The 22,703-nt window shown below is 66.7% G+C and carries 18 protein-coding genes; 12 read left to right on the top strand and 6 right to left on the bottom strand.

The window, feature by feature from the left end; genetic code table 11:
- Nucleotides 1-12 precede the first annotated feature (12 nt).
- Nucleotides 13-621, top strand: a complete 609-nt coding sequence (gene soxG, locus V3G39_02115) for a sarcosine oxidase subunit gamma family protein (GenBank protein ID XAS76856.1) — start codon at nucleotides 13-15, stop codon at nucleotides 619-621.
- Nucleotides 621-2,021 (top strand): L-serine ammonia-lyase, encoded by a 1,401-nt coding sequence (locus V3G39_02120; protein XAS76857.1) that lies wholly within the window; start codon nucleotides 621-623, stop codon nucleotides 2,019-2,021. The genes soxG and V3G39_02120 overlap by 1 nt, the downstream gene beginning before the upstream one ends.
- A gap of 53 nt (nucleotides 2,022-2,074) precedes the next feature.
- On the opposite strand, the gene V3G39_02125 is transcribed toward V3G39_02120, so the two are convergent.
- Complete coding sequence (locus V3G39_02125; protein ID XAS76858.1) at nucleotides 2,075-3,928, bottom strand: FUSC family protein; 1,854 nt, start codon at nucleotides 3,926-3,928, stop codon at nucleotides 2,075-2,077.
- Entirely contained in the window at nucleotides 3,928-4,767 is an 840-nt protein-coding gene (locus V3G39_02130; GenBank protein XAS76859.1) for an SDR family NAD(P)-dependent oxidoreductase, read from the bottom strand. Before V3G39_02130 ends, V3G39_02125 begins: the two co-directional genes overlap by 1 nt.
- A 68-nt stretch (nucleotides 4,768-4,835) precedes the next feature.
- On the opposite strand from V3G39_02130, the gene V3G39_02135 reads away from it, so the two are divergent.
- From V3G39_02135 to V3G39_02160, 6 genes are all read left to right on the top strand, one after another.
- Nucleotides 4,836-5,786 carry an acyl-ACP desaturase gene (locus V3G39_02135; protein ID XAS76860.1) on the top strand — a complete coding sequence of 317 codons (951 nt, stop codon included), beginning with the start codon at nucleotides 4,836-4,838 and terminating at the stop codon, nucleotides 5,784-5,786.
- A 177-nt stretch (nucleotides 5,787-5,963) separates the two neighbouring features.
- Nucleotides 5,964-7,610, top strand: a complete 1,647-nt coding sequence (kdpA, locus tag V3G39_02140; GenBank protein ID XAS76861.1) for a potassium-transporting ATPase subunit KdpA — start codon at nucleotides 5,964-5,966, stop codon at nucleotides 7,608-7,610.
- Entirely contained in the window at nucleotides 7,607-9,634 is a 2,028-nt protein-coding gene (kdpB, locus tag V3G39_02145) for a potassium-transporting ATPase subunit KdpB (protein XAS76862.1), read from the top strand. The genes kdpA and kdpB overlap by 4 nt, the downstream gene beginning before the upstream one ends.
- 6 nt (nucleotides 9,635-9,640) lie before the next feature.
- Complete coding sequence (kdpC, locus tag V3G39_02150; protein ID XAS76863.1) at nucleotides 9,641-10,231, top strand: potassium-transporting ATPase subunit KdpC; 591 nt, start codon at nucleotides 9,641-9,643, stop codon at nucleotides 10,229-10,231.
- Nucleotides 10,232-10,238: 7 nt separating this feature from the next.
- Nucleotides 10,239-12,710, top strand: a complete 2,472-nt coding sequence (locus V3G39_02155; protein ID XAS76864.1) for an ATP-binding protein — start codon at nucleotides 10,239-10,241, stop codon at nucleotides 12,708-12,710.
- On the top strand, nucleotides 12,707-13,384 hold the full coding sequence (locus tag V3G39_02160; GenBank protein ID XAS76865.1) for a response regulator transcription factor: 678 nt from the start codon (nucleotides 12,707-12,709) through the stop codon (nucleotides 13,382-13,384). Before V3G39_02155 ends, V3G39_02160 begins: the two co-directional genes overlap by 4 nt.
- A 6-nt stretch (nucleotides 13,385-13,390) precedes the next feature.
- On the opposite strand, the gene V3G39_02165 is transcribed toward V3G39_02160, so the two are convergent.
- Genes V3G39_02165 through V3G39_02175 form a run of 3 tightly spaced genes read right to left on the bottom strand, consistent with a single transcriptional unit; the run spans nucleotide 13,391 to nucleotide 15,062 of the window.
- Nucleotides 13,391-13,744 carry a hypothetical protein gene (locus V3G39_02165; protein XAS76866.1) on the bottom strand — a complete coding sequence of 118 codons (354 nt, stop codon included), beginning with the start codon at nucleotides 13,742-13,744 and terminating at the stop codon, nucleotides 13,391-13,393.
- A 50-nt stretch (nucleotides 13,745-13,794) separates the two neighbouring features.
- Complete coding sequence (locus V3G39_02170) at nucleotides 13,795-14,316, bottom strand: hemerythrin domain-containing protein (protein XAS76867.1); 522 nt, start codon at nucleotides 14,314-14,316, stop codon at nucleotides 13,795-13,797.
- Between the two features lie 44 nt (nucleotides 14,317-14,360).
- On the bottom strand, nucleotides 14,361-15,062 hold the full coding sequence (locus tag V3G39_02175; protein XAS76868.1) for a helix-turn-helix domain-containing protein: 702 nt from the start codon (nucleotides 15,060-15,062) through the stop codon (nucleotides 14,361-14,363).
- 177 nt (nucleotides 15,063-15,239) lie between these two features.
- On the opposite strand from V3G39_02175, the gene V3G39_02180 reads away from it, so the two are divergent.
- Together V3G39_02180 and V3G39_02185 are read left to right on the top strand one after the other, a co-directional pair.
- Nucleotides 15,240-16,265, top strand: coding sequence for a hypothetical protein (locus tag V3G39_02180; GenBank protein XAS76869.1), 1,026 nt, complete (start codon nucleotides 15,240-15,242; stop codon nucleotides 16,263-16,265).
- Nucleotides 16,266-16,323: 58 nt separating this feature from the next.
- The gene (locus V3G39_02185; protein XAS76870.1) at nucleotides 16,324-17,265 is read left to right on the top strand and encodes an oxygenase MpaB family protein; all 942 of its coding nucleotides are present in this window, start codon (nucleotides 16,324-16,326) and stop codon (nucleotides 17,263-17,265) included.
- Nucleotides 17,266-17,285: 20 nt separating this feature from the next.
- On the opposite strand, the gene V3G39_02190 is transcribed toward V3G39_02185, so the two are convergent.
- On the bottom strand, nucleotides 17,286-18,656 hold the full coding sequence (locus tag V3G39_02190; GenBank protein ID XAS76871.1) for a DUF222 domain-containing protein: 1,371 nt from the start codon (nucleotides 18,654-18,656) through the stop codon (nucleotides 17,286-17,288).
- 146 nt (nucleotides 18,657-18,802) lie between these two features.
- Here V3G39_02190 and V3G39_02195 point away from each other — a divergent pair, with 146 nt between their 5' ends.
- Nucleotides 18,803-21,886 (top strand): DEAD/DEAH box helicase, encoded by a 3,084-nt coding sequence (locus V3G39_02195; GenBank protein ID XAS76872.1) that lies wholly within the window; start codon nucleotides 18,803-18,805, stop codon nucleotides 21,884-21,886.
- Nucleotides 21,879-22,685, top strand: a complete 807-nt coding sequence (locus V3G39_02200; protein XAS76873.1) for an SWIM zinc finger family protein — start codon at nucleotides 21,879-21,881, stop codon at nucleotides 22,683-22,685. Before V3G39_02195 ends, V3G39_02200 begins: the two co-directional genes overlap by 8 nt.
- Nucleotides 22,686-22,703 lie beyond the last annotated feature (18 nt).

Consider the following 22,703-nt stretch of genomic DNA (forward strand, 5'->3'; position numbering starts at 1 on the left):
CCGAGGAAAACAATGGTTGAGCGCAGCACTCTCCTGGACCGGCGACGTAGCCCGCTGCACCGGCTGACAGCTGAGTTGACGGCCGGCAGCAGCGACGGCGCGGCACTGCGCGAGGTGCCGTTCCTGACCCAGATCGGACTTCGAGCCCGGCCGGGTAGCGCGTCGGCACGTGTGTTGGAGTCGGCGTTGGGCGGTCCGTTGCCGTCCGGTGTCGGCGTCGTGACTGCGCTGCCGGCTGATCGGCACGTGCTCTGGCTCGGACCCGATGAATTCCTGGCCATTGCGCCCGATGAATCCGGTGGCGGCCCCGATCCCATGCGACTCACCGCCGATCTGGCCCACGCGCTCGGAGACCTGCCCGGCCAGGTCGTCGACCTGTCGGCCAACCGCACCACGCTGCAGTTGTCCGGGCCGCACGCACGGGACGTACTGCAGAAGTCCTGCCGGCTGGACCTGCACCCCCGGGTCTTCCTGCCCGGCCGCGCGGTCTCGACCTTGCTCGAAGGCGTCGGGATCCTCCTGTGGCGGGTCGACGAGCAGACCTGGCGCGTGATGCCACGCTCCTCGTTCGCGATCCACGTGGCCCGTTGGTTGCTCGACGGAATGCGCGAGTACGTCTGATGTCCCTCTCCGTCCTCGACCTCTTCTCGATCGGCATCGGACCGTCCTCATCACACACGGTCGGGCCGATGCGCGCCGGTCATCGCTTCGTCGGACAACTTCGCGCAAGCGACTCGCTGCCGCAGGTCACCCGGGTACAGGTCGAGCTCTTCGGCTCCCTCGCCGCGACCGGCGCCGGGCACGGCACCGACCGCGCCGTCGTCCTCGGCCTGGAGGGCGCGGAGCCCGAAACCGTCGATGTCGGCCATGCCCTCGCGAGGTACGAGGAGATCCGCACCTCGCAGGTCCTACGCCTCGGCAACGAGATAGCCGTCCCGTTTGACACCGCCACCGACCTGCTACTGCACCTCAAGAAGCTGCCTCGGCATCCGAACGGTATGCGGTTCGCCGCCTACGACGCATCCGGCTCCACCATCCACACTGCCGAGTTCTACTCTGTCGGTGGTGGATTCGTCGTCGCGGCCGATGAGGACGAGCTGGTCAGCGATGCCCCCTCGGTGCCGCACCCGTTCCTGACAGCGACTGAGTTGCTCGCCATCTGCCACGCCCGGGACATGACGATCGCCGGGGTGATGCAGGCAAACGAGGCGGCGTTCCGTCCGTGGGATCAGACCCGCGCCGCCCTGCTGCAGATCTGGTCCGTGATGCAGGAGTGCGTCACCAACGGATGCGAGCGCACCGAGGAGTTCCTGCCGGGAAGGCTGCAGGTGCGACACCGTGCTCCCCGGCTCAAACGACGCCTTTGCGAGCAGGAGGCCGTCGCCCGGGCCAAGGGAGGCGAACCGACCGACGCGCTCTGGGCCATGGAGTGGGTCAATCTCTACGCGCTGGCCGTCAACGAGGAGAACGCCTCCGGTGGCCGCGTCGTGACCGCACCGACCAACGGCGCGGCGGGCATCGTGCCCGCGGTGCTGCATTACTACATGCGTTTCGTCGACGGCCAGTACGAGGAGGCGGGCGACGACGCGGTGGTGACCTTCCTGCTCACCGCCGCAGCACTCGGCATTCTCTTCAAGGAGGGTGCCTCCATCTCCGGAGCCGAGGTCGGTTGTCAGGGCGAGGTCGGCTCCGCATGCTCGATGGCTGCCGGCGCGTTGTGTGCCGTCATCGGCGGGAGCCCCGAGCAGATCGAGAACGCGGCCGAAATCGGCATCGAGCACAACCTCGGACTGACCTGCGACCCGGTCGGCGGACTGGTGCAGGTGCCGTGCATCGAACGCAACGCCATTGCCTCGGTCAAGGCCATCAACGCCGCACGCCTCGCGGTACACGGCGACGGTACCCACCGGGTGGGTCTGGACGACGCCATCCGCACGATGCGCCAGACCGGCGCCGACATGAACGACAAGTACAAGGAGACTTCGCGCGGCGGCCTCGCCGTGAACGTCATCGAGTGTTGACCTGGTGCACCGACCGACATGCAGCTGGCTGACCTGACTCTGGACAAACCCCGTCATTGTGGGGTTTGTCCAGGCTCGTCCGGCGAGAGTGCAGGTCCGTCGCTGCGAAGCTGGGCGCTATCGGCACCGACCCAGCCGGCGAGCCGCACAAAGTCGGGAATCTCCAGGTTCTGTGCCTGATCGGATACCTCGCACAATGCATCGGCTGCCATGTCGAGGGTCGTCGCCGACAGCCGCCCCTCGCGCGCTTCGATGAGTCCGACGATCGCGAGCGTCTCAAGCTTCGTGGCGAGCGCCGCGAAATCGGCGCTGCTCACGCCCTGCCGTTCGTCGGTTCGATGCATCGGAGATCGGAGATTCATCACCTCGGTGCGCACTGCATAAAATGGCTGGACCAACTCGCTCACGTCCACGATCCGCGCCCCCGCTACAGATGAGTCCGGCACCAACTGCGCGGTGCGGCGCAGCAAGTCCTGCACCGCCTGTCTGGCGCGACGTACCCGTTCCTCGGCTCGGTCGGGTTCCAGATGTGGCACCACGACGAACCCGCACAGCAGACCAATGGTGACCCCTGCCAACAGCAAACCAATGTACTCGAGCAGGGTCCGGGTGGGATCCAGACCACGCGTGACGACATTCATACCGACGGAGACGATGACGAAACTGCCGATGGACAGCACCTGATTGCTGGCGATCAGCCACAGGCCGCAGAAGGCAGCGACCAATGCGAACGGCAGCAGCCACTCTTTCGGTAGCAGCCACAGCGCCACCGCGAGCAGCGCTGCCCCACCGGCGACACCAAGCAGTCGTTGTTTCGCCTTGAACAGTGTCTGGCTCCAGCTGATCTGCAGAATCGCGAACGCAGCCGTGGCCATCGAGGTGACCAATGGGTCGCGGGGACCGACGGTGGCCCAGGCCAGCAGGAAGGTCAGCACGACCCCGAGCACTGTGCGCAGCGCGTGCCGCAGGATCTGCGAGCGCCGCACCAGCACGGCCCGCACCGATGCTCGCCCGAACACCCAACGAGTCGCCGCCGCACCCTCCACCAGGTCGGCGTTGCGGCGTTGCGCCAGGTGCTCGATGCGGTCCAGCGCCTGCATCGCAAGGTTGAGCGCCGAGCCGCCCGGTGGCGCCGGTTCATCCGGTGGCGCCAGTTCATCCGGTGACTCGGCCACGTTGGGCGGACCAGGCTCAGCCATCGGGTGTTGTGCTGCCACGATGACGGCGACCGCTGCAGCGCGATCATCGGCGGACGACGCCTCATCGCCACTCAGCGTGCCGCGCAGCGTGCGATAGCCGACAGCTGCCTGCAGCACCTCATCGATCCAGCGGACTGGCTTGTCCCGCAACCACATCGTGTACGCCTGCTCGAAGCCCGGATCGGGTTGGGTCAGCGTTTCGGCAGCGAGCTGTCGGGTGACGTCGCTGGGATCGCGGAACTTCAGCAGGATTCGCAGCAACACGACGAAGACGACGCCCACAAAGGCCGCACCCACGGTCTGCGTGGCGGATCCGGTGTCGGATTGCAGGGCGAATCCCAGCACCGTGCCGATCCCGAGCCCGAGCCCGGCCTGCTCGTAGTTACGACCGAGCGCGGGCAGTAATCCCGCCAGGAAGATGACGGCCGCCACCATGACCAGCGCGACGCCGAGCTGATAGTCGGCGACAATCCGCGGGAGCGACACCGCAAGCGCCATCAACGGGCCGTACCACGCGGCTTTGCGTAGGTCGGCGCGCAACGATCCGCCGCCGATACCGAGTGTGAAGAAGATTGCGGTGAAACCGGCGAGGATGATCCCCGGGCCGACCCCCAACTGCGCGGAGATGAGCATCGCGCCGCCCATCACCACGATGACGACGACGATCAGCCCGATGTTCGCGGAGTATCTGCCCGCGGTGCTCGGCACTAGACGATCCAGGTCGCCGTCTGGCCGAGGACGGCGCTACCGTCCAGGTCCGCGAGCGACATCCCGACGAACGCAGATGCGCCGGGGGAAGTCTGCCAACGGAACTTCGGCTCGCTGGTCGTTGCTGCTTCGATAATGATCGCCGCCGCCCCGCGTGCGTCCTGGGCGTTCGCGAAGGCCGCCCCGCTGCGCTTGAGGTACGCGGCGCGTAATTCGCCGTACGGGTCGCCCTCGACACCGGAGCGATCCTGTACGTCGGCATTGGTCACGAAGTCGCTCGCCACGGCAGCGGGCTCGACGACGGCCACGCCGATACCGAACGGGGCAACTACCGGGGCCAGTGACTGCATCAGCCCCTCGACCGCGAATTTGGCGCCGCAGTAGGCATCGGCGAATGGCTGCCCGACCGCGCCACCGACACTCGTCACCGTCACGATGCGGCCACGACCAAGGGTGCGCATCCCCGGGAGCACTGCGCGGGTCAGCGCCGCGACGCCGAGGTAGTTGACGTCCAGCTGCTGCTGCAGGGTGGCGTCGTCGATCTGCTCCAAAGTCCCTACCGAGCCCCGACCCGCGTTGTTGACAAGCACCTCGATCTCACCGAGATCCGCGCGGATGCCGTCCAGACACGCCGCCGTTCCGGCCCGGTCCGTGACATCAAGTGCCCGAACGTCGACCTCAACGCCTGCGTCGGTCGCCGCCGCCCGCAACCGGTCGGCGCGCCCCACATCACGCATGGTGGCCACGACGTGCAGACCCCGCTGGGCGAGGCCCACCGCCGTCCACAAACCCATTCCGCTGGAGGTACCGGTCACGAGAGCTACGGGTTCCGTCGTCATACCCGCAGTCTCTCGCGGAACTCCTCGGTAGCTCGCGGTCTCACCCGAGATCGGCGTAATGTCTGAATATGAGCCCAGCAGCAGCCCACCTTCTGGAAGAACTCGAACCGGTCGTCGCCGAGAACCTCGACCGGCACATGAGGATCGCCAAGGAGTGGCACCCGCACGACTACATCCCGTACGACCAGGGGCGTAATTTCGCGGCGATGGGTGGCACGGACTGGGCACCCGAGGACTCCAAGCTGTCCGAGACGGCGAAGGCCGCGATGTTCACCAACCTGCTCACAGAGGACAACCTGCCCTCGTATCACCGCGAGATAGCCACCCGATTCGGCCGGGACGGCGCGTGGGGTACCTGGGTCGGGCGTTGGACCGCCGAGGAGAACCGGCACGGCATCGTGATGCGCGACTACCTCGTGGTAACCCGCGGCGTTGATCCCGTGGAGCTCGAGCGCGCCCGGATGGACTACATGACCTCCGGTTACGACTCCGGCGACAAGACCGCCCTCGAGGCCGTCACCTACGTCTCGTTCCAGGAGCTCGCAACCCGCGTTTCGCACCGCAACACCGGCCGGGTGACCGAAGATCCGGTCGCCGACAAGATGCTCGCGCGGATCTCCAAGGACGAAAACTTGCACATGATCTTCTACCGCAACATCGTGGAGGCAGCATTGAAGATCGCCCCCGACGAGACGCTGCAGGCCATCCTCAAAGAGGTGAAGGGCTTCGAGATGCCGGGCGCCACGATGGCCGGTTTCCGGCGCAGCTCGATGCTGATCGCCAAGGCCGGTGTCTACGACCAGCGGCTGCACCACGACGAGGTCATCATGCCGATCCTGAAGTACTGGGACATCTTCAACATGACCGGTCTGGGCGCCGAGGGCGAGCAGGCACGCGTGGAGTTGGCCGAGTTCATGAAGGGCCTGGACGAGCAGGCCTCCCGCTTCGTGGAACGCCGTGCCGAGGGTCGGGCCCGTGAGGAAGCCAAGACGGGCAAGACAGCGTTCTTCGTCAGCTGAGCCGAACACGCCCGTCAAGATCGCATCAAGACGCGTGAAGGATGGATCAAGGCGACCTGAGAGAGCGCGCGACCGGCATTGACTGCCGGGTATGGCTGAATACGTCGCAGCGGGCGCCATCGCCCTGGCACTGCTCGGATACCTGATCTACGCGCTCGTCCACCCGGACAAATTCTGATGGGCGACATCCCCGCAGGGCTGCTGACGATCCTGACGCTCGTCGCGATCCTCGCCCTGACGCATGTCCCCCTGGGCGACTACATCGCGCGCACCTTCACCAGTGAGAAGGATCTGCGCGTCGAGCGGGCGATCTACCGCGTGTGCGGAGTCTCCCCACGCTCGCAACAGCGCTGGACGACGTACGCCGTCTCGGTCATCGCCTTCTCGATCGTCAGTTTTGCGGCGTTGTTCGCGCTCTGCCTCGCACAGCCGTACCTGCCCCTCGCGCGCGGCGCAAAAATGGACGTCAGCACCTCGTTCAACACCGCGATCTCCTTCGTCACCAACACCAACTGGCAGAGCTACGGTGGTGAATCCGGCGCCTCACCGGTCCTGCAGACCCTCGGCCTGACGATTCAGAACTTCGCCTCGGCCGCCGTCGGGCTGGCCGTCGTGGTTGCGCTGATCCGCGGGCTGGCCCGCGCGGAGTCCGGCACTGTCGGCAACTTCTGGGTCGATCTCGTGCGCGGCACCGTGCGGATCCTGTTCCCATTGGCCCTCATCGGCGCCATCGTGCTACTCGCCAGCGGCGTCATCCAGGATCTTTCCGCACCGCAGGTGGTGCATACCCTCGGCGGGGGTACCCAGACCATCCAGTCCGGCCTGGTCGCCAGCCAGGAGGCCATCAAGGAGCTCGGCACCAACGGCGGTGGTTACTTCAACGCCAACTCAGCGCACCCCTTCGAGAACCCGAACGCCTTCACCAACATCGTCGAGATCCTGATGCTGCTGCTCATCCCGTTCGCGCTGCCCCGTGCCTACGGGCGGATGGTCGGCGACCGTCGCCAGGGGTACGCCGTGCTGGGCTTCATGGCCACCCTCTGGGCGGCCGGCGTCGCGATCATCACCTGGGCCGAAGCATCGTCCGCGACCAACGCGCTGGGCGCGATGGAAGGCAAAGAGGTCCGCTTCGGAGTCTGGAGCTCGGCGCTCTTCGCGGGCTCCACGACCAGCACATCCACCGGCGCGGTGAACTCGCTGCACGAGAGTTACAGCCCGCTGGGCGGCGGTACCGCGATCATCAATATGGCGCTCGGTGAAGTCTCGCCAGGCGGGGTCGGATCGGGTCTGTACGGCGCGCTCATCATCGCGATCCTCGCGGTCTTCATCGCGGGCCTGATGGTCGGTCGTACCCCTGAGTTGCTGGGCAAGTCGATCGGCCGCAAGGAGATCACCTACGCGGCGCTCTACACCGTGGTAACGCCCGCGCTGGTCCTGGTCGGCACCGGGGCCGCACTCGCCCTGAGCACTGCCCGCAAGGGTCTGCTCGCCACCGGGCCACACGGGCTCAGCGAGATGCTCTACGCCTACACCTCGGCTTCCAACAACAACGGGTCCGCCTTTGCGGGCCTCAGCGCCGACCAGCCCTATCTGAACACGACGCTCGGCGTAGCAATGGCGCTCGGCCGGTTCGTGCCCCTTGTCTTCGTCCTCGCGTTGGCCGGCTCTCTTGCCGCGCAACGCAAGCGGCCACCGAACGACGGCACGATGCCCACCCATACGACCCTGTTCGCCGGGTTGATGGTCGGTGTCGCCCTGCTCGTCACCGGCTTGACCTTCCTACCTGCACTCGCGCTCGGCCCTCTCGCGGAGGCTCTTTCATGACCACCCAGTCCAGCACGCTCATCCGGAGCGCCGGCAGTTCGCTGCCGGACGCGCTGCGCAAATTCCACCCGGCCCACCTCTTCCGCTCACCGGTGATGTTCGTCGTCGGTGTCGGCTCGGTCGTGACCACGGTGTTCGCCGTGGTGAACCCCTCGTTCTTCGCGTGGAGCATCACCGTCTGGCTCTGGGCCACCATCCTGTTCGCCAACCTGGCCGAGGCCATCGCCGAGGGTCGCGGCAAGGCCCAGGCCGACTCACTACGCAAGACGCGCACCACCACCTCCGCGCGCCGGTTGGCTGCCGATCGCAGCTCCGAAGAGCAGGTCGCGGCCGCCGATCTGCAACTGCACGATCTGGTGGTGGTCGAGGCAGGTCAGGTGATCCCCGGTGACGGTGACGTGATCGAGGGCATCGCCACCGTGGACGAGTCGGCAATCACCGGTGAGTCCGCGCCCGTCATCCGGGAGGCGGGTGGCGACCGGTGCGCGGTCACCGGCGGCACCACGGTGCTCTCGGACCGGATCGTCGTAGAGATCACCTCCAAACCGGGTGAAACCTTCATCGATCGGATGATCGCGCTGGTCGAAGGCGCCGAACGCAAGAAGACGCCCAACGAGATCGCGCTCGGAATCCTGCTGGTCGTCCTGACGATCATCTTCCTGCTTGCCGTCGCGACGATCCCGCCGCTCGCCAACTTCACCGGTAAATCACCCACGATCGTGGTCCTGGTCGCGCTACTCGTCTGCCTCATCCCGACCACGATCGGCGCCCTGTTGTCGGCCATCGGCATCGCCGGTATGGACCGGCTGGTGCAGCGCAACGTGCTGGCGATGTCCGGTCGAGCGGTGGAAGCCGCCGGCGATATCTCGACGCTACTGCTGGACAAGACCGGCACCATCACCCTCGGGAACCGGCAGGCCGACGACATCCGGGTGCTGTCCGGACGCGAGACGCACGACGTACACAGCTGGGCACAGTTGTCCTCGCTGGCCGATGAGACCCCCGAGGGTCGCTCGATCGTCACCTGGACCGCTGCCACCCTCGGTGCGACGGCCGCCTCACCGACCGACGCGGTCGTGATCCCGTTCACGGCGCAGACCAGGATGAGTGGTCTGGATCTGAGCGACGGCACCCAACTACGCAAGGGCGCGGCCGGATCGGTATGCCGGTGGGTCACCGAGACCGGCGGCACCGGGGTCGATGAAGCCATGCGCGCAGCCGACGAGATCGGCGCGCTCGGCGGGACCCCGCTGGTGATCGCGGTCCGTCAGGGCGAGGCACCGGCAGCAGCCGTCGGCGTCATCTACCTCAAGGACGTCATCAAGCCCGGCATGGTCGAGCGCTTCGCCGAGCTACGCCGGATGGGCATCCGCACGGTGATGATCACCGGCGACAACCCGCTGACCGCCAAGGCCATCGCGGAGGAGGCCGGCGTGGATGACTTCCTCGCCGAAGCCACCCCCGAGGACAAGATGCGCCTGATCAAGGAGGAGCAGCAGGGCGGCCGGCTGGTCGCGATGACCGGCGACGGCACGAATGACGCGCCTGCGCTGGCGCAGGCCGATGTCGGCGTCGCAATGAACACCGGTACGTCGGCCGCGAAAGAGGCCGGCAACATGGTCGACCTCGACAGCGACCCGACGAAACTGATCGAAATCGTGGCAATCGGGAAACAGTTGCTGATCACCCGTGGCGCGCTGACGACGTTCTCGATCGCCAACGACCTGGCGAAGTACTTCGCGATCATCCCCGCGATGTTCCTGACGCTCTACCCGGGTCTGAACAGCCTGAACATCATGCGGCTGCACTCGCCGAACTCGGCGATCCTGTCGGCCGTCATCTTCAACGCGCTGGTCATCCTCGCGCTGATCCCGCTGTCGCTCAAGGGCGTCAAATACCGACCGATGCGCGCCGATCAGATGCTCGCACGCAACCTGTTGATCTACGGCCTCGGCGGCGTCATCGCACCGTTCATCGGCATCAAGATCATCGACCTGATCGTCCAACTCCTCCCGGGAATGTGACCTGTTATGGCTTCCTCATCTCTGCCCTTGTCATCCCTGGGTCGCCAGACCCTGGCCGCCTTACGCATGCTCATCGTCTTCACACTTGTCCTGGGCATCGGCTACCCCGCCGTGGTCTGGGGGGTGGGCCGCGTCGCATTCCACGACCAGGCGACCGGCTCGATCCTGCAGCACGACGGACGCGCCGTCGGGTCCTCGCTACTGGGCCAGAAGTTCACCGGGCCCACCTGGTTCCACGGCCGGATGTCGGCCTCGGACTACGCCGGTGACACCAGTGGCGGCAGCAACCTGCCCGAATCCGACGCGCGGCTGACCAAGGCCGTCGCAGCCGCCCGCAAAGCCGCCGGCCCGATCGGTAGCCGGCTACCGCCGGACGCGCTGACCAGTAGCGCCAGCGGGCTGGACCCGCACATCTCCCCGGCGTACGCAGCCCTGCAGGCTGCCGGCATTGCGGCTGCCCGCAAGGTGCCGGTCGCGACCGTGCAACGGCTGATCGCGGCGAACACCTCGGGGCGGGTGCTGGGCTACCTCGGAGAGCCGCGCGTCAACGTGCTGCAGCTCAACCTGGCCCTGACGAAACTCCCCAACGCGGGATAATCAGGCTGTGTCACAAGGCAAACTACGCATCTACCTGGGCGCCGCGCCCGGTGTCGGCAAGACCGTCCGGATGCTGCAGGAGGGCGCCCGCCGCCGCGATCGCGGCACGGACGTCGTGATCGGGCTGGTCGAAACCCATGGCCGGACCTATACGACCGAGCAGGTGGGCGGTCTGGAGACCATCCCGCGCCTACGGGTCGCGCACGGCGACACGACCCTGGAAGAGCTTGATGTGGACGCGATCATCGCTCGCCGACCCGAGGTCGCGCTCGTCGACGAGTTGGCGCACAGCAATGCCTCAGGTTCGCGGCACAAACGCCGGTGGCAGGACATTCAGGAGCTGCTCGACCACGGGATCGACGTCATCTCCACCGTCAACGTGCAGCACCTGGAATCGCTCAACGACGTGGTCCAGGAGATCACCGGCATCAAGCAGCGCGAGACCGTGCCGGATGCCGTGGTGCGCGCCGCAGACCAGATCGAACTCATCGACATGACACCGGAGGCGCTGCGTCGCCGCCTTGCACACGGCAACGTGTACGGGCCGGACAAGGTCGACGCGGCGCTTTCCAACTACTTCCGGCCGGGCAACCTCTCAGCCCTTCGCGAGCTGGCGTTGCTGTGGACGGCCGATCGGGTCGATGAGGGTCTGCTGCGCTACCGCGCGGAGCACGACATCGACAGCACCTGGGCGGCCCGCGAGCGCGTCGTGGTCGCCCTGACCGGGGGTCCCGAGCAGGAGATCCTGCTGCGGCGGGGCGCCCGGGTCGCCAGCCGCGGTGCCGGTGGCGAGCTGATCGCCGTGCAGGTCGTGTCGGAGTCCGGACTACGTGAGATCCCGCCCGAGTCCGCACGAGCCGCACGGAATCTCACCGAAGAACTGGGCGGTGAGTTCCACACGGTCAGCGGCGAGGACATCGGCGGTGCGATCCTGCACTTCGCGCGGGGCGTCAACGCCTCCCAGATCATCGTCGGTGCCAGCCGTCGCTCCCGGCTGCAGCAGCTGCTCGGCCGCGGAGTCGGCGAGACCGTCGTCGACGGCTCCGGTGAGATCGACGTACTGATGGTGACGCACTCACGTATCCGCAGCGGCCGGTCATCGGGCCTCGTGCTGCCGGCACTCGGGCGCCGCCGCACCATCCTCGGTTGGCTGCTCGCGACCGCCGGGGTTGCCCTGCTGACGGTGTTGCTGGATGCCACGACCGATTACCACTCGCTGCCGCTGGAGGTCCTGGTCTACCTCGCGTTGACCGTCCTCGTGGCGATCGTCGGTGGTCTGTGGCCCGCAGTGACCTGCGCGGTGATCGCGAGTCTGGTGCTGAACTGGTACTTCACCCAGCCAACAGGGACCTTCACCATCGGCCAGCCGCAGAACGTTGCCGCACTGGTGCTCTTCGTGCTCGTCGCCGTGGCGGTGGCGGGCGTTGTGCACCTGACGGCACGCAGCAGTGCACAGGCGTCGGCGTTCGGGCGGGATGCCCAGTTACTGGCAGCACTCGCGCACTCGCTGCTGGACGCCGACGAACAACTTCCAGCCCTGCTCGAACAGGCCCGCGACACCTTCACCGTCCCCGGAGCGGCGCTGCTGAACACTGCAGACGGTTCGGTCCTTGCGACCAGCGGCAGCATCGAGCTGAGTGACCCGGACCGGTTGACATCCGCGCGGGTCGGCAAGAAACACAGTCTCGTGCTCGCCACCCGTGGCATCGATGCCCGCCAGCGGCGTCTGGTCGAGGCCTACGCCGATCACGCCGAAGCCATCCTGCACCGCGAAAGCCTCGCGCTCGCGGCGGCCGGAGCGGACGCGCTGGCGAAGGACAACCAGTACCGCACCGCGCTGCTCGCCGCGGTATCGCACGACCTGCGTACGCCGCTGTCCTCGATCAAGGCAGGGGTGTCCGGGCTGCGTAGTACCGACATCGAGCTGTCCCAGGAGGATCAGGACGAGTTGCTCGAGACCGTCGAGGAGTCTGCTGACCGGCTCGATGCGCTGATCGAGAATCTGCTGGACATGTCGCGTATCCAGTCCGGCAACCTGACGATCCGCGCGGATGAATCCCTCGCTGCCGACCTGATCGAGGCCGCTCTGCACACCGTCACCGATCGCGACCGCGTGACGGTGCAGCTACCCGACCCGCATCTGACGTGTCGGACCGACCCGGGTCTGACCGAACGGGTGCTCGCCAACCTGATCGAGAATGCGCTGCGTCATACCCCGCCCGGCACGTCGGTGACCGTCAGCGCCGAGGCCACCGACGGGCACGTCGAGCTGCGGGTCATCGACTGCGGTCCGGGCGTGCCGGCAGACCAGCGTGCGGGGATCTTCGAACCCTTCCAGCGGTATGGGGATGCACCCCGCGGCAGCGGAGTCGGCCTGGGGCTCGCCGTTGCCAAGGGCCTCACCGAGGCTATGGGCGGCACGGTCAACGCCGACGACACCCCCGGCGGCGGACTGACAATGACGGTGTCGCTGCTGTGACCCGTATTTTGGTCGTCGATGACGAGCCGAGCCTGGTGCGCACGCTCAGCATCAACCTGAGAGCACGCGGTTATGAGGTGGAGCGCGCGTTCGACGGTCGATCGGCGGTGCAGAGCATTGTCGACTCGGTCCCCGACTTGGTGATCCTCGACCTCGGGCTTCCCGATATCGATGGTGTCGAAGTGATCCGGCAGGTACGCAGGACCAGCGAGGTGCCGATCATCGTATTGTCCGCACGCCATGATTCCGACGACAAGGTCGAGGCACTCGACGAAGGCGCCGACGATTTCGTCACCAAGCCGTTCGGGATGGACGAGCTGTTGGCGCGGGTACGTTCCGCCGTACGTCGCTCCAGTTCGGACGCCGCCCACGCGGCGCCCATCGTGACCGACGACTTCTCGCTCGACTTCGTGGAACGCAATGCCACCCGTGACGGTGTGACGATCAGACTGACCCCCACCGAATGGTCCTTCCTCGAGCGTCTCGCGCTACATCCGGGCCACCTGGTGGGTCAGGCCGAGCTGCTGCGCGCAGTGTGGGGTCCGGGATATGAGCGGGAGACCCACTACCTGCGCGTCTACGCGGCGGGAATTCGCCGCAAACTCGAACCGGCGCCCGGTCGACCGCGGTACCTGCTCACCGATCCCGGGCAGGGATACCGTCTGCGGACCTGACCGCGACTACGAGCCCTGCCCGGTGTCCGGCCACTCGCTGATGCCTGCCACAAAATCAGCGGGGCCCGCAGCGATGACCAGCCGGGCGAACTCGGCGCCGGGATTGGTCACCGACACCGCCTCCTGTTGCCGCACCAGCACGGCGTCACCGGTATTCACGACGAGGACCTCGTTGGCCTGAGCGATGTTCACCGTCCCGATGATGGGCATAACAACGATGTCGGATCCGGAGTGCCGGTGCTGCGGCATCGCGGTACCGGCCGGCACATCTACCGTGATCAGCGCGATCGCGGGTCCGTCCGGCTCGCCACCGAAGATGATCCGCACCGTCGGGACGTTCCGTGCCGCGGGTGCGCCCACCGATGCATCGTTCAATTGGCGTAGTTCCATCTCGCTGCTCACCCCCCGCGTCAGAGGTAGGTGAAGCGGGAGTCGTAGTTCGTGGCCATCGCCACGACCATCCCGTCGAGAAGATCCGACACGTTGAGGCCCGCAGCCTGCATAGCGGGGATCAGGACGGTCTCCTCCTTCTCGATGAGTAGGCCGACCAGGGTCACCAGGGCACGCCCGGCCAGGGCAATCTGCAGCACGTTCTCAGAGCGTTCGATGTCCGTCACCAGCTTCATCAGGAAGCGGCGGTCGAGTTCCAGGGCAGCGACGAGCGCGTCCAGCCCGGCCGCGCGTGCGGCCGAATACAGGATCTGCTCCTCGGTGCGCAGATGGGCCAGGACGTCCCCGTGTAGGAAATCGAGCAGTCTGTCCCGCAGCTGACGGTCCTCAAGGCCGGGATCGGCGCTCGCGGCCGCGACCACCGCGTCGACCCGCCGGATCAACACCGACCACAGTCCGGCGTGATGATCATCGGAGACCCGGCTGTTCGCCCCTACCGACTGGTCACGATGCAGGTCAGTAATTCTGGATGAAGTGTTCATACCTATTAATACAGTTACCCCTGTATTAATAGCAACCCCCAGGGTCAGGTCGGATCATCCTGGCCGGGTTGCCTGTCTGAGCGCACGTCTGAGCGCAGTGCGAGGTGGGCAACACACAACGACGGCTGCATGAATGGCTCGAGTCGATCCACAGAGAGCGGAGAGTCCATTTCTTCCAGCGCCCCCTGCATCAGACCCAGATGAATCGTGCACGTGATCTGTGGTTGAGACGTAGCCACCTCACGAAATGGACAGTTGCGTAGGTGCAGCGGCTGTAGCGGGCCGGCATGCCCAGGCGTACGCACCTCATCGCGATCGGGCTCGAAGCCGACCTCTTCCAGCATGTCCTGCAGCCGACCGCGCGTCTGCTCGGCATCCACCGGCTCGTAGGGAACTGGCCGTTGCGAAAGATAACGCCCCCACGCCCGCCCAGCTTCGAGGGAGACACCCTCCGGATCCGGCACAGACCTGGCCACCAGGCTGGTGAGAATTGTGGACAACATCGGAAAGTTGCGCCGCCCGACGTGCGGCCCCGCGGCCACTGCGGCGTAAACCGTACGCGGCCGTCCTGCAGCAGCCAGCTTTTCTTGTTGCGGTGCTGCCAAACCCTCCTCGACGAGACCGACGAGATGAGTTCGCGCAGTGTTGGGATGCACCTCGAGCAGCTCAGCGACCTCGCGGACGCCGAGGGGCCGGCCGCTGTCGCGTAGCGCTCGCAGCACTCGCGCCCGACGTGCCTTCTGCATCTCCGGCACCTCTCGTCCGCGCGAGGATTTCCTCGCATTCTGCAGCAGATATTACTGGAAACAGGGGTATCCATAGACATCTCAAACAATATTAAACGATTTTAGTTGTTAAAATCTCCGTCGAGAGTACAGTATTGGCTGTACGGCGACCCGACGGCACGCCGAAAAGAGGCCCTGATGATCAACCAGCCGACCGGTAGTTCCCCGGAACGAACTGTCTGCAGCCACGCGCAACTGGCCGAACGGGTAACCGATGCCATCTGGGAGTTGCATCAGGCCCGCCTGACCGAGGTAAACGTCGAAGCAGCTCGCGCGCAACTCGAAGACCTGTTGGTCCGGCAGCTGCTACCGGTTCTGAATACGGAGGATCGCGCCCTTCAATCGTGCGGGACTGATCGCCACCTCGTTCGGCGGATGAAGCAACGCTCCGAACGACGGCACCACCGGCAGCTGCGCGAGCACCGCAGGATGATCGAAGCAGTGCATGACGTACAGCGCGCCCACACTTCGATGCTGGCCCTGAATCACGCGGAGCGGGTGAGCGCGCTACTCACCGCACACCTCATCGGAGAGGACCGCGAGCTTGCCGCGGCGCCGGAGTCTGAGCGGGACCACGGCGCGCTGACCGCTGAACTGCAGGAGCTGGTGCACCACGACCACGCGCGGATCACCCAGGCAATGGTTGCCGCCCGGCTCGCCGCGACGAACCGATCCGAGGATGAACTGGGATCCTTCGATCGGGTTGTCTCCGCCGTATCCCATCACGCAGTGGTGATGACGACGCGCGCCTACCCGATGCTGCGGTCAGCCGACTCAGAGCTCGGACCTGCCTGCACGGCCTCCATGCTCAGCGAATTGCGCTCGATCGAACACACCATCAGAGCATTGAACAACCTCCTGCGCGGCGGTGCGGGTGGCAATCCCTCCGTGCAGCGGCGTCTACAACTCTGGAGTGAGATCGAGCAGTCGTGGGCGCGGCACACCACCGATGAGGAAACGCTGGTCCACCATGCGGGCGCCGAGCTAGGTCCGCAACGAGCGGCCCGGCTGATCACCTTGCTGCGTCGACCGATCGGGCATTCGCTCACCCGAGCCCACCCACGCCTCCTGGGAGGCGGACGGCCCACGAGGGTGGCGATCATTTTTCAAGGCCGACTGGACCGCGCCCGCGATGAAATGGACAACAGGTCGACCTGGTCCTGAGCAACGTCGCGGCACCCCGGGCTCATTGAGTCAGAGGCGGGACGCGCACGATGGGCGGGTGGTAGCGACCCTCCAGCAGTTGAAAGACAACACCCGGAACGCGTTCCGTAGCCGCGTATCGGGCGACCCGACCGGCGCACCGGACTGGGTGCGCGCCATCGCGACGGTCGGTGAGGGGCCCGGTCTTTTCGAACCGGACGGCGTTGTCTGGCGGGTGCACGGCGACCTGTCGACCCTGGCCGGAGGAGTCGCTGCGCTGCTGGGGCAGGCCGCGCATCCTCTCGCCCTGGCGGGGGTGCAGGGCCACTCGGACTACACCGAAGACCCGTGGGCGCGCCTCGCGGGCACCGCGCGGTGGCTGGTGGTCAGCACCTTCGGCTCGGAGAAGCTCGCCGAGCGCGAATCAGCTCGCGTGCGCGGCATGCACCGGAAGGTCAAAGGCTTCGCGCCGGACGGGCGGGCGTACGCAGCGGGAGATCCGGACCTGCTGCGGTGGGTACACCTGGCCTTCACCGACGCATTCCTGGCCGCGCAGCTGGCGGTCGGCACGGACTTGAAGCCGCGATTCGGGCCGCGCTGGCCGGACCAGTACGTTTCCCAATGGGCGATCAGTGCCACCAAGCTCGGAGCGACCGACCTGCCGGACACTCAGGCTGAACTCGCCGACGCGCTCGCGGTCTACCAGCCGATACTCGAACCGGTGCCCGATGACCTGCGGGCATTTTTAGCCGGTCCGCCCGGTCTGAGTGTGGCGGAGCGCCTCGGTTACCGAGGTCTCGCGGGCGGCGCAGGCCTGCTGGTGTCGCCGGTCATGGCTCCACTGGCCGGGGTGCGGGGGCGCGGTCACTACAGCGCAGCCGACCGGGCGCGACTACAGCTGACCAAAACGCTGCTGCGCGGCCTGCTCGCGTCGTTGGGTCAGTCATACAGCCCCTCGGAGGAAGCTGCCCGTTGGCGAATCGGCGTCGGAACCAGGCCATTCTGGATGGAACCCGCCTGACCCCGGGAGGTGATCCTTCGTCAGTCCTCAGCGGCTGCGGTGTGGGGATCGGGTGAACGTGTTCGGTCGGGTGGATCTGGTGGGTCGCCGGTTCCGCCGGCGAGGATCCAGAGTTTTCGGCGGTCGCGTGTGGTGGCGGGGGTGGGGTTGGGGGCGAACCGTACCCATGCGAGGTGTAGTGCTTGCCCGGATGCGCCCCGGTAGGGGGTGGTCTGCGGGTCTGGTTCGTTGGTGGTGGGCGTTCGGCGTTCGATGGGGCCCAGGGGTGCTCCGCCGCGATCGAGGAATCTGTAGTGGCCCGGGTGTGCGGGGAGGGGTTCGATGGTGAAGTCACCGGTGTGGTGTCGGTCGTGGTGGTAGGGGCACAGACTGATCAGGTTTTCGACATTGGTGGGTCCGCCGTCGGCCCAGTGGGTGATGTGGTGGCATTCCAGGTGCCCGGTGGCGCCGCAGCCGGGATGGGCGCACCCGCCGTCGCGGTCTTCGATCAGGCGTCGGGTGCGGGCGGGCACGATGCGTTGGGCGCGTCCGACGTTGACCGGTGGCCCGCTCGTTTCCCACACGGGGTTGACCAGCCCGTTGCAGGTCCATTGACGCAGTAGGTGCGGGGGTAGCGCGCCACTGTTGGTGATCCACCCGTGTCCGCTGGTGTCCAGGTGCAGGTAGATGCGGAACGTGTTCGATCGGCCGGTGGACAGGTCAGTCCCTTGTTGCAGTGATCGGGTCGCGACTTCCAGTAGCGCCTCACCCATGGTGACGTGTGGGTGGCCGGCCAGGAACAGGGCGTCTTTGGCCTCTACTACTGCCTGGTGGACCAGGGCCCCGATGTCGGCGGGCGCGTCGTAGGTCAGGTGGAATCGTCCGTCCTGGGTGTGCATGTGTACCTGGGCCCGCTGCACGGTCGGGTCGAACTCATCCAACCGTTCGACCGTCGCGGCGGTGGTGGCGGCAGTAGCGGCGGCGGCGGGCGTGGGGCTGAATTCGTATTTGCTCAGTGCCCGGCGTAGTTGGGGCACGCTCGCGTGTCGGGCCAGTTCAACGACGTCGGTGTCGAAGTTGTCGGGGGTGTAACGGGCGATGACCGAGGCTTGTCCGATCGACAGGTCACCACCGGTCAGGCCCTGCGCCAGCGCGGGCAGGGCCCCAGACCTTTCCGCGATCCGGACAATGTCAGTCGCGACCGCGTGCGAGAGGCCCGCGTAACACGTCAACCAGTGTTGCGGTGAGCGGATCCCCCCGATCACCCATGACTGATCCGCGAGCACCTGCGTCACGAGCGTGACCAGTTCGGCGTGTGCCGCGTTGAGCCGACCCACCACGTGCGACAGCGCCGTCCGCGGATCCGGTGGTGTCAGGGCCGGGGTATCAACCCAGGCGGTGTTCGAACTCATGTCTTCATACAAGCACCGACCACCGACAGCCCCCCTTGAACAGAGCATCAGCCCCGGGAAGGAAGAAGGTGCTTCGTTGGCAACCCGGATCAGCAGCGACGAGGTCGGTAGAATTCCCGGCATCGCACGCACGACGTTGGAGGCTCATGTTCGTCCTGCACGGATTCTGGTCGTCCTCGATCGGACTGCTCCTCTGGGCGGAGGACTCAGAACTCACCGTGAAGAGTCCCAGTCAAGCGCTGAGCACCGCCCGATCCCACCCCTTCGCAGCGCCGGCGCACGTTGTCTCCGCCATCGCCGGTGTTGGTGGGGGCGCGGAAGCCAGCGCGACGCTCCTACTCCCCTCGCTGCAGTCAGCGCCGCTGGATTCCCCAGAACTGATCCGCATCGCCCCACGACCCGCGCCTCGTTCGCAGCCGCGGCTGCTGGCGTGGACCGTCCCGGTCGTGGTACTCAACGCCGCGCAGGCGTGGGCCGTCCTGGAGGACCCGCCCGACGATGTCCGACTCGGCGCATCGGTGGACTACCTGTACGACCTCGCTGACTTCGCCGAGGACCTACTCGAACGAGGGCGCGTCGTTCCCGCAGTCATCCGGGACGCTCAGGGCACGCGGGCGTCATGGCGGCCAGTGCTACACAGCCACGACCTGCTGACGCTGACCTCCCTGTGCGCCAGCATGCCGCCGGTATGCCGTGCCGAACCGAACGCCGCACCGGCGCAGATGCTCGGGTCCTGCGCTCTGGCTGCGCTGGTGGATGCTGCTGCGCGACGCGCCCTGGCGGCCGCCTATCCCGCGGGGACCGATCTCATGGCGCCCCGCCGGGGTCGTCGGCCCAAACGACAACCCGCTCAGGAAGCGTGGCTCGCCGCCCTGACGGCACCTGACGGGGAATTCGAGGCGGACCCCGACGACGTCCAGGCGCTCGCGCAGGCGTTGGCTCCGTGGGACGAGGTGGCGACGGCGCCGACGGGTCCGGCGCGGGCGACCTTCCGTCTCAGCGAACTCGAGGTAGAGGTAGACGCCGATACCGAGGTAGCAGGCCCGCTAGCCGGCACCCCACCCACCGAGGCGATATGGCGACTGGAGTTCCTGCTCCAGTCCATCGCCGATCCCAGCCTCGTGGTGTCCGCCGAGCGCGCGTGGCAGGACGACGGCAGTCTTCGACGGTGGCTCGACCGGCCGCAGGAGCTGATGCTGACCGAACTCGGCCGGGCCAGCGGGGTGTATCCCGAGTTGGTCCCCGCGCTGCGCACGGCCCGCCCGTCCCAACTCCTGTTGGACACCGCCGCAGCACACCGGTTCCTCACCACCGCGGCGCCGGCGCTCGACGAGGCGGGATTCGGTGTGCTGCTGCCCACGTGGTGGGACCGGCGCCGCCGCTTGGGTCTCGCAGTAAGCGCGTCGACCCCGGTCGAGGGTGTCGTTGTGGGGGCGGGGCGGTTCGGCCGGGATCAACTCGTCGATTTCAACTGGGCGCTGGCTGTTGGGGATGACACGCTGACCGAGGAAGAGATATCGGCGCTGTCGCAGGCGAAAGCTCCGCTGGTCCGGTTGCGCGGCCAGTGGGTGAGCGTCGATCCCGATCAGCTGCGCCGTGGCTTGGATTTCCTTACCCGTACGCCCAGCGGACAAATGACCGCGGCGGCAGTGCTCGCGCTGGCCGCGAGTCATCCGAACGATCACGACACACCGCTGCAGATCAGTTCGGTGCACGCTGACGGCTGGCTGGGTGATCTGCTCAGCGGACGCGCAGACCAGACTTTACAGCCGGTACATCCGCCGACTGATTTCACCGCGATATTACGCCCCTACCAGCAGCGCGGGCTGTCCTGGTTGACGTTCATGTCCTCCCTCGGACTGGGTTGTTGCCTGGCCGACGACATGGGCCTGGGTAAGACCGTGCAGTTACTCGCGATGGAGGCCGTGCAGCGACATGCCGAGCCGGGCACCGGGCCAACGCTGCTGCTGTGCCCGATGTCGCTGGTCGGCAACTGGCAGCGCGAGGCGGCCAGGTTTGCGCCCGCGCTGCGGGTGCACGCCCATCACGGCGTCGACCGGCTGCATGAAAAGGCGTTGCGGGAGCACGTCGCACAGACCGACCTCGTCGTCACCACCTACGCAACCGCCACCCGCGATATCGACGAGCTCGCGGGATACGAGTGGAACAGGTTGGTGCTCGACGAGGCGCAAGCGGTGAAGAACAGTCTGTCGCGGGGCGCGAAGGCAGTACGCCGTCTGTCGGCCGCGCACCGGGTCGCCCTGACCGGTACACCGGTCGAGAACCGTCTCGCCGAGCTGTGGTCGATCATGGACTTCCTGAACCCCGGACTGCTCGGGTCACCGGAGGCTTTCCGCACGCGCTATGCGATCCCGGTCGAGCGCCACGGCGAGACCGAGCCGGCCAAGCAGCTGCGAGCGGCCACCCAGCCGTACCTGCTGCGTCGGCTGAAAACGGACCCGAGCATCATCGATGACCTCCCGGAGAAGATCGAGATCAAGCAGTACTGCCGGTTGACGACCGAGCAGGCCTCGCTCTACCGGTCCGTCGTGGACGACATGATGGACCGGATCGAGAGCAGTGAGGGGATCAAGCGGCGCGGCAACGTACTTGCCGCAATGTCCAAACTCAAACAGGTGTGCAACCATCCGGCGCAGCTGTTGCATGACCGGTCACCGGTCGGGACCCGATCGGGAAAGGTGATCCGGCTCGAGGAAATTCTGGAGGAGATCCTCGCCGAGGGTGACCGGGTGCTGTGTTTCACCCAGTTCACCGAGTTCGCCGAGATGCTCGCGCCGCACCTGGCCGCGCGCTTCAACCAGGACGTGCTCTACCTGCACGGTGGCACTCCGCGAGCGCGCCGCGACGAGATGGTGGCCCGTTTCCAGTCCGGTCAAGGTCCGTCGATCTTCCTGCTGTCACTGAAGGCGGGCGGCACCGGACTCAATCTGACCGCAGCCAACCACGTCGTGCACCTGGACCGGTGGTGGAATCCAGCGGTGGAGAACCAGGCGACCGATCGGGCTTTCCGCATCGGCCAGAAACGCAGCGTGCAGGTCCGTAAGTTCATCTGCTCAGGGACCCTCGAGGAGAGGATCGACGACATGATCACGCAGAAGATGGGTCTGGCCGACCTGGTGGTAGGCGACGGCGAGGGCTGGCTGACCGAGCTGTCCACCGGCGATCTGCGAGACGTCTTCGCGCTGTCCGCAGGAGCCGTCGATGAGTGACTGGTTTCCGCCACCTTCGCGCCCGCGCACCGTGGAAGGGGGCATCAAGGCGCGTAGTCGGCGTGGCGTGATCGGTCAACAATGGTGGTCGGCGCGGTTCATCGAGGTGCTGGAGGGTCTGGGCCTGGGCAGCCGGATGCAGCGTGGCCGCAACTACGCCCGCAGAGGGCAGGTCCTCACGCTCGACGTCGGCCCGGGCTCGGTGACCGCCTCGGTGCAGGGCAGTCGGGCGCGCCCCTACCGGGTGCGGATCGGCGTCACCGCCTTCGGCAAGCAGGACTGGGCTCAGGTGGAGACGGCACTCGCGGGAAGTGCCTGGTACGCGGCGAAATTGCTTGCTGGAGAGATGCCCGAAGACATCGAGGAGGTCTTCACCGGGCTCGGCCTCTCGTTGTTCCCCAAGAACGCCCGGCAGCTGTCGATGGATTGCTCGTGCCCTGACAGCGCCGTGCCGTGCAAACACCTCGCTGCCGCGTTCTACCTGTTGGCCGAATCCTTCGACGACGACCCGTTCGCGATCCTGGCCTGGCGTGGACGCGAGCGCGAGGACCTGCTGGCCAACCTGCAGGCCGCCCGCACCGACGGGCCACCCGCCGCCGACATCGAACACGCTACGGACCGGCCGCTCGCGGACTGTCTCGATTCTTTTTTCGCGCGACCGGGCACCAAGCATGCGCCCAGCCCGTCGGGTAGGTCCACCTCCTCCTTGATCGACCAACTGCCCGCGACCGGCGTCGTGGTGCGCGGGCGTCCGCTGGAGGAGGTCCTACGACCTGCGTACGAGGTGCTCGCACACTGACCTCGGGCCCAGACTGCA

It is taken from the genome of Dermatophilaceae bacterium Sec6.4, from assembly GCA_039636865.1.
In the GTDB taxonomy this organism is placed as follows: domain Bacteria; phylum Actinomycetota; class Actinomycetes; order Actinomycetales; family Dermatophilaceae; genus Allobranchiibius.

Excerpts from the sequence above, each read along its gene's own strand:
- soxG (XAS76856.1), top strand. The coding sequence starts at position 13 with ATGGTTGAGCGCAGCACTCTCCTGGACCGGCGACGTAGCCCGCTGCAC.
- V3G39_02120 (XAS76857.1), top strand. The coding sequence starts at position 621 with ATGTCCCTCTCCGTCCTCGACCTCTTCTCGATCGGCATCGGACCGTCC.
- V3G39_02130 (XAS76859.1), bottom strand. The coding sequence starts at position 4,767 with ATGACGACGGAACCCGTAGCTCTCGTGACCGGTACCTCCAGCGGAATG.
- V3G39_02135 (XAS76860.1), top strand. The coding sequence starts at position 4,836 with ATGAGCCCAGCAGCAGCCCACCTTCTGGAAGAACTCGAACCGGTCGTC.
- kdpA (XAS76861.1), top strand. The coding sequence starts at position 5,964 with ATGGGCGACATCCCCGCAGGGCTGCTGACGATCCTGACGCTCGTCGCG.
- kdpB (XAS76862.1), top strand. The coding sequence starts at position 7,607 with ATGACCACCCAGTCCAGCACGCTCATCCGGAGCGCCGGCAGTTCGCTG.
- kdpC (XAS76863.1), top strand. The coding sequence starts at position 9,641 with ATGGCTTCCTCATCTCTGCCCTTGTCATCCCTGGGTCGCCAGACCCTG.
- V3G39_02170 (XAS76867.1), bottom strand. The coding sequence starts at position 14,316 with ATGAACACTTCATCCAGAATTACTGACCTGCATCGTGACCAGTCGGTA.
- V3G39_02175 (XAS76868.1), bottom strand. The coding sequence starts at position 15,062 with ATGCAGAAGGCACGTCGGGCGCGAGTGCTGCGAGCGCTACGCGACAGC.
- V3G39_02180 (XAS76869.1), top strand. The coding sequence starts at position 15,240 with ATGATCAACCAGCCGACCGGTAGTTCCCCGGAACGAACTGTCTGCAGC.
- V3G39_02190 (XAS76871.1), bottom strand. The coding sequence starts at position 18,656 with ATGAGTTCGAACACCGCCTGGGTTGATACCCCGGCCCTGACACCACCG.
- V3G39_02195 (XAS76872.1), top strand. The coding sequence starts at position 18,803 with ATGTTCGTCCTGCACGGATTCTGGTCGTCCTCGATCGGACTGCTCCTC.
- V3G39_02200 (XAS76873.1), top strand. The coding sequence starts at position 21,879 with ATGAGTGACTGGTTTCCGCCACCTTCGCGCCCGCGCACCGTGGAAGGG.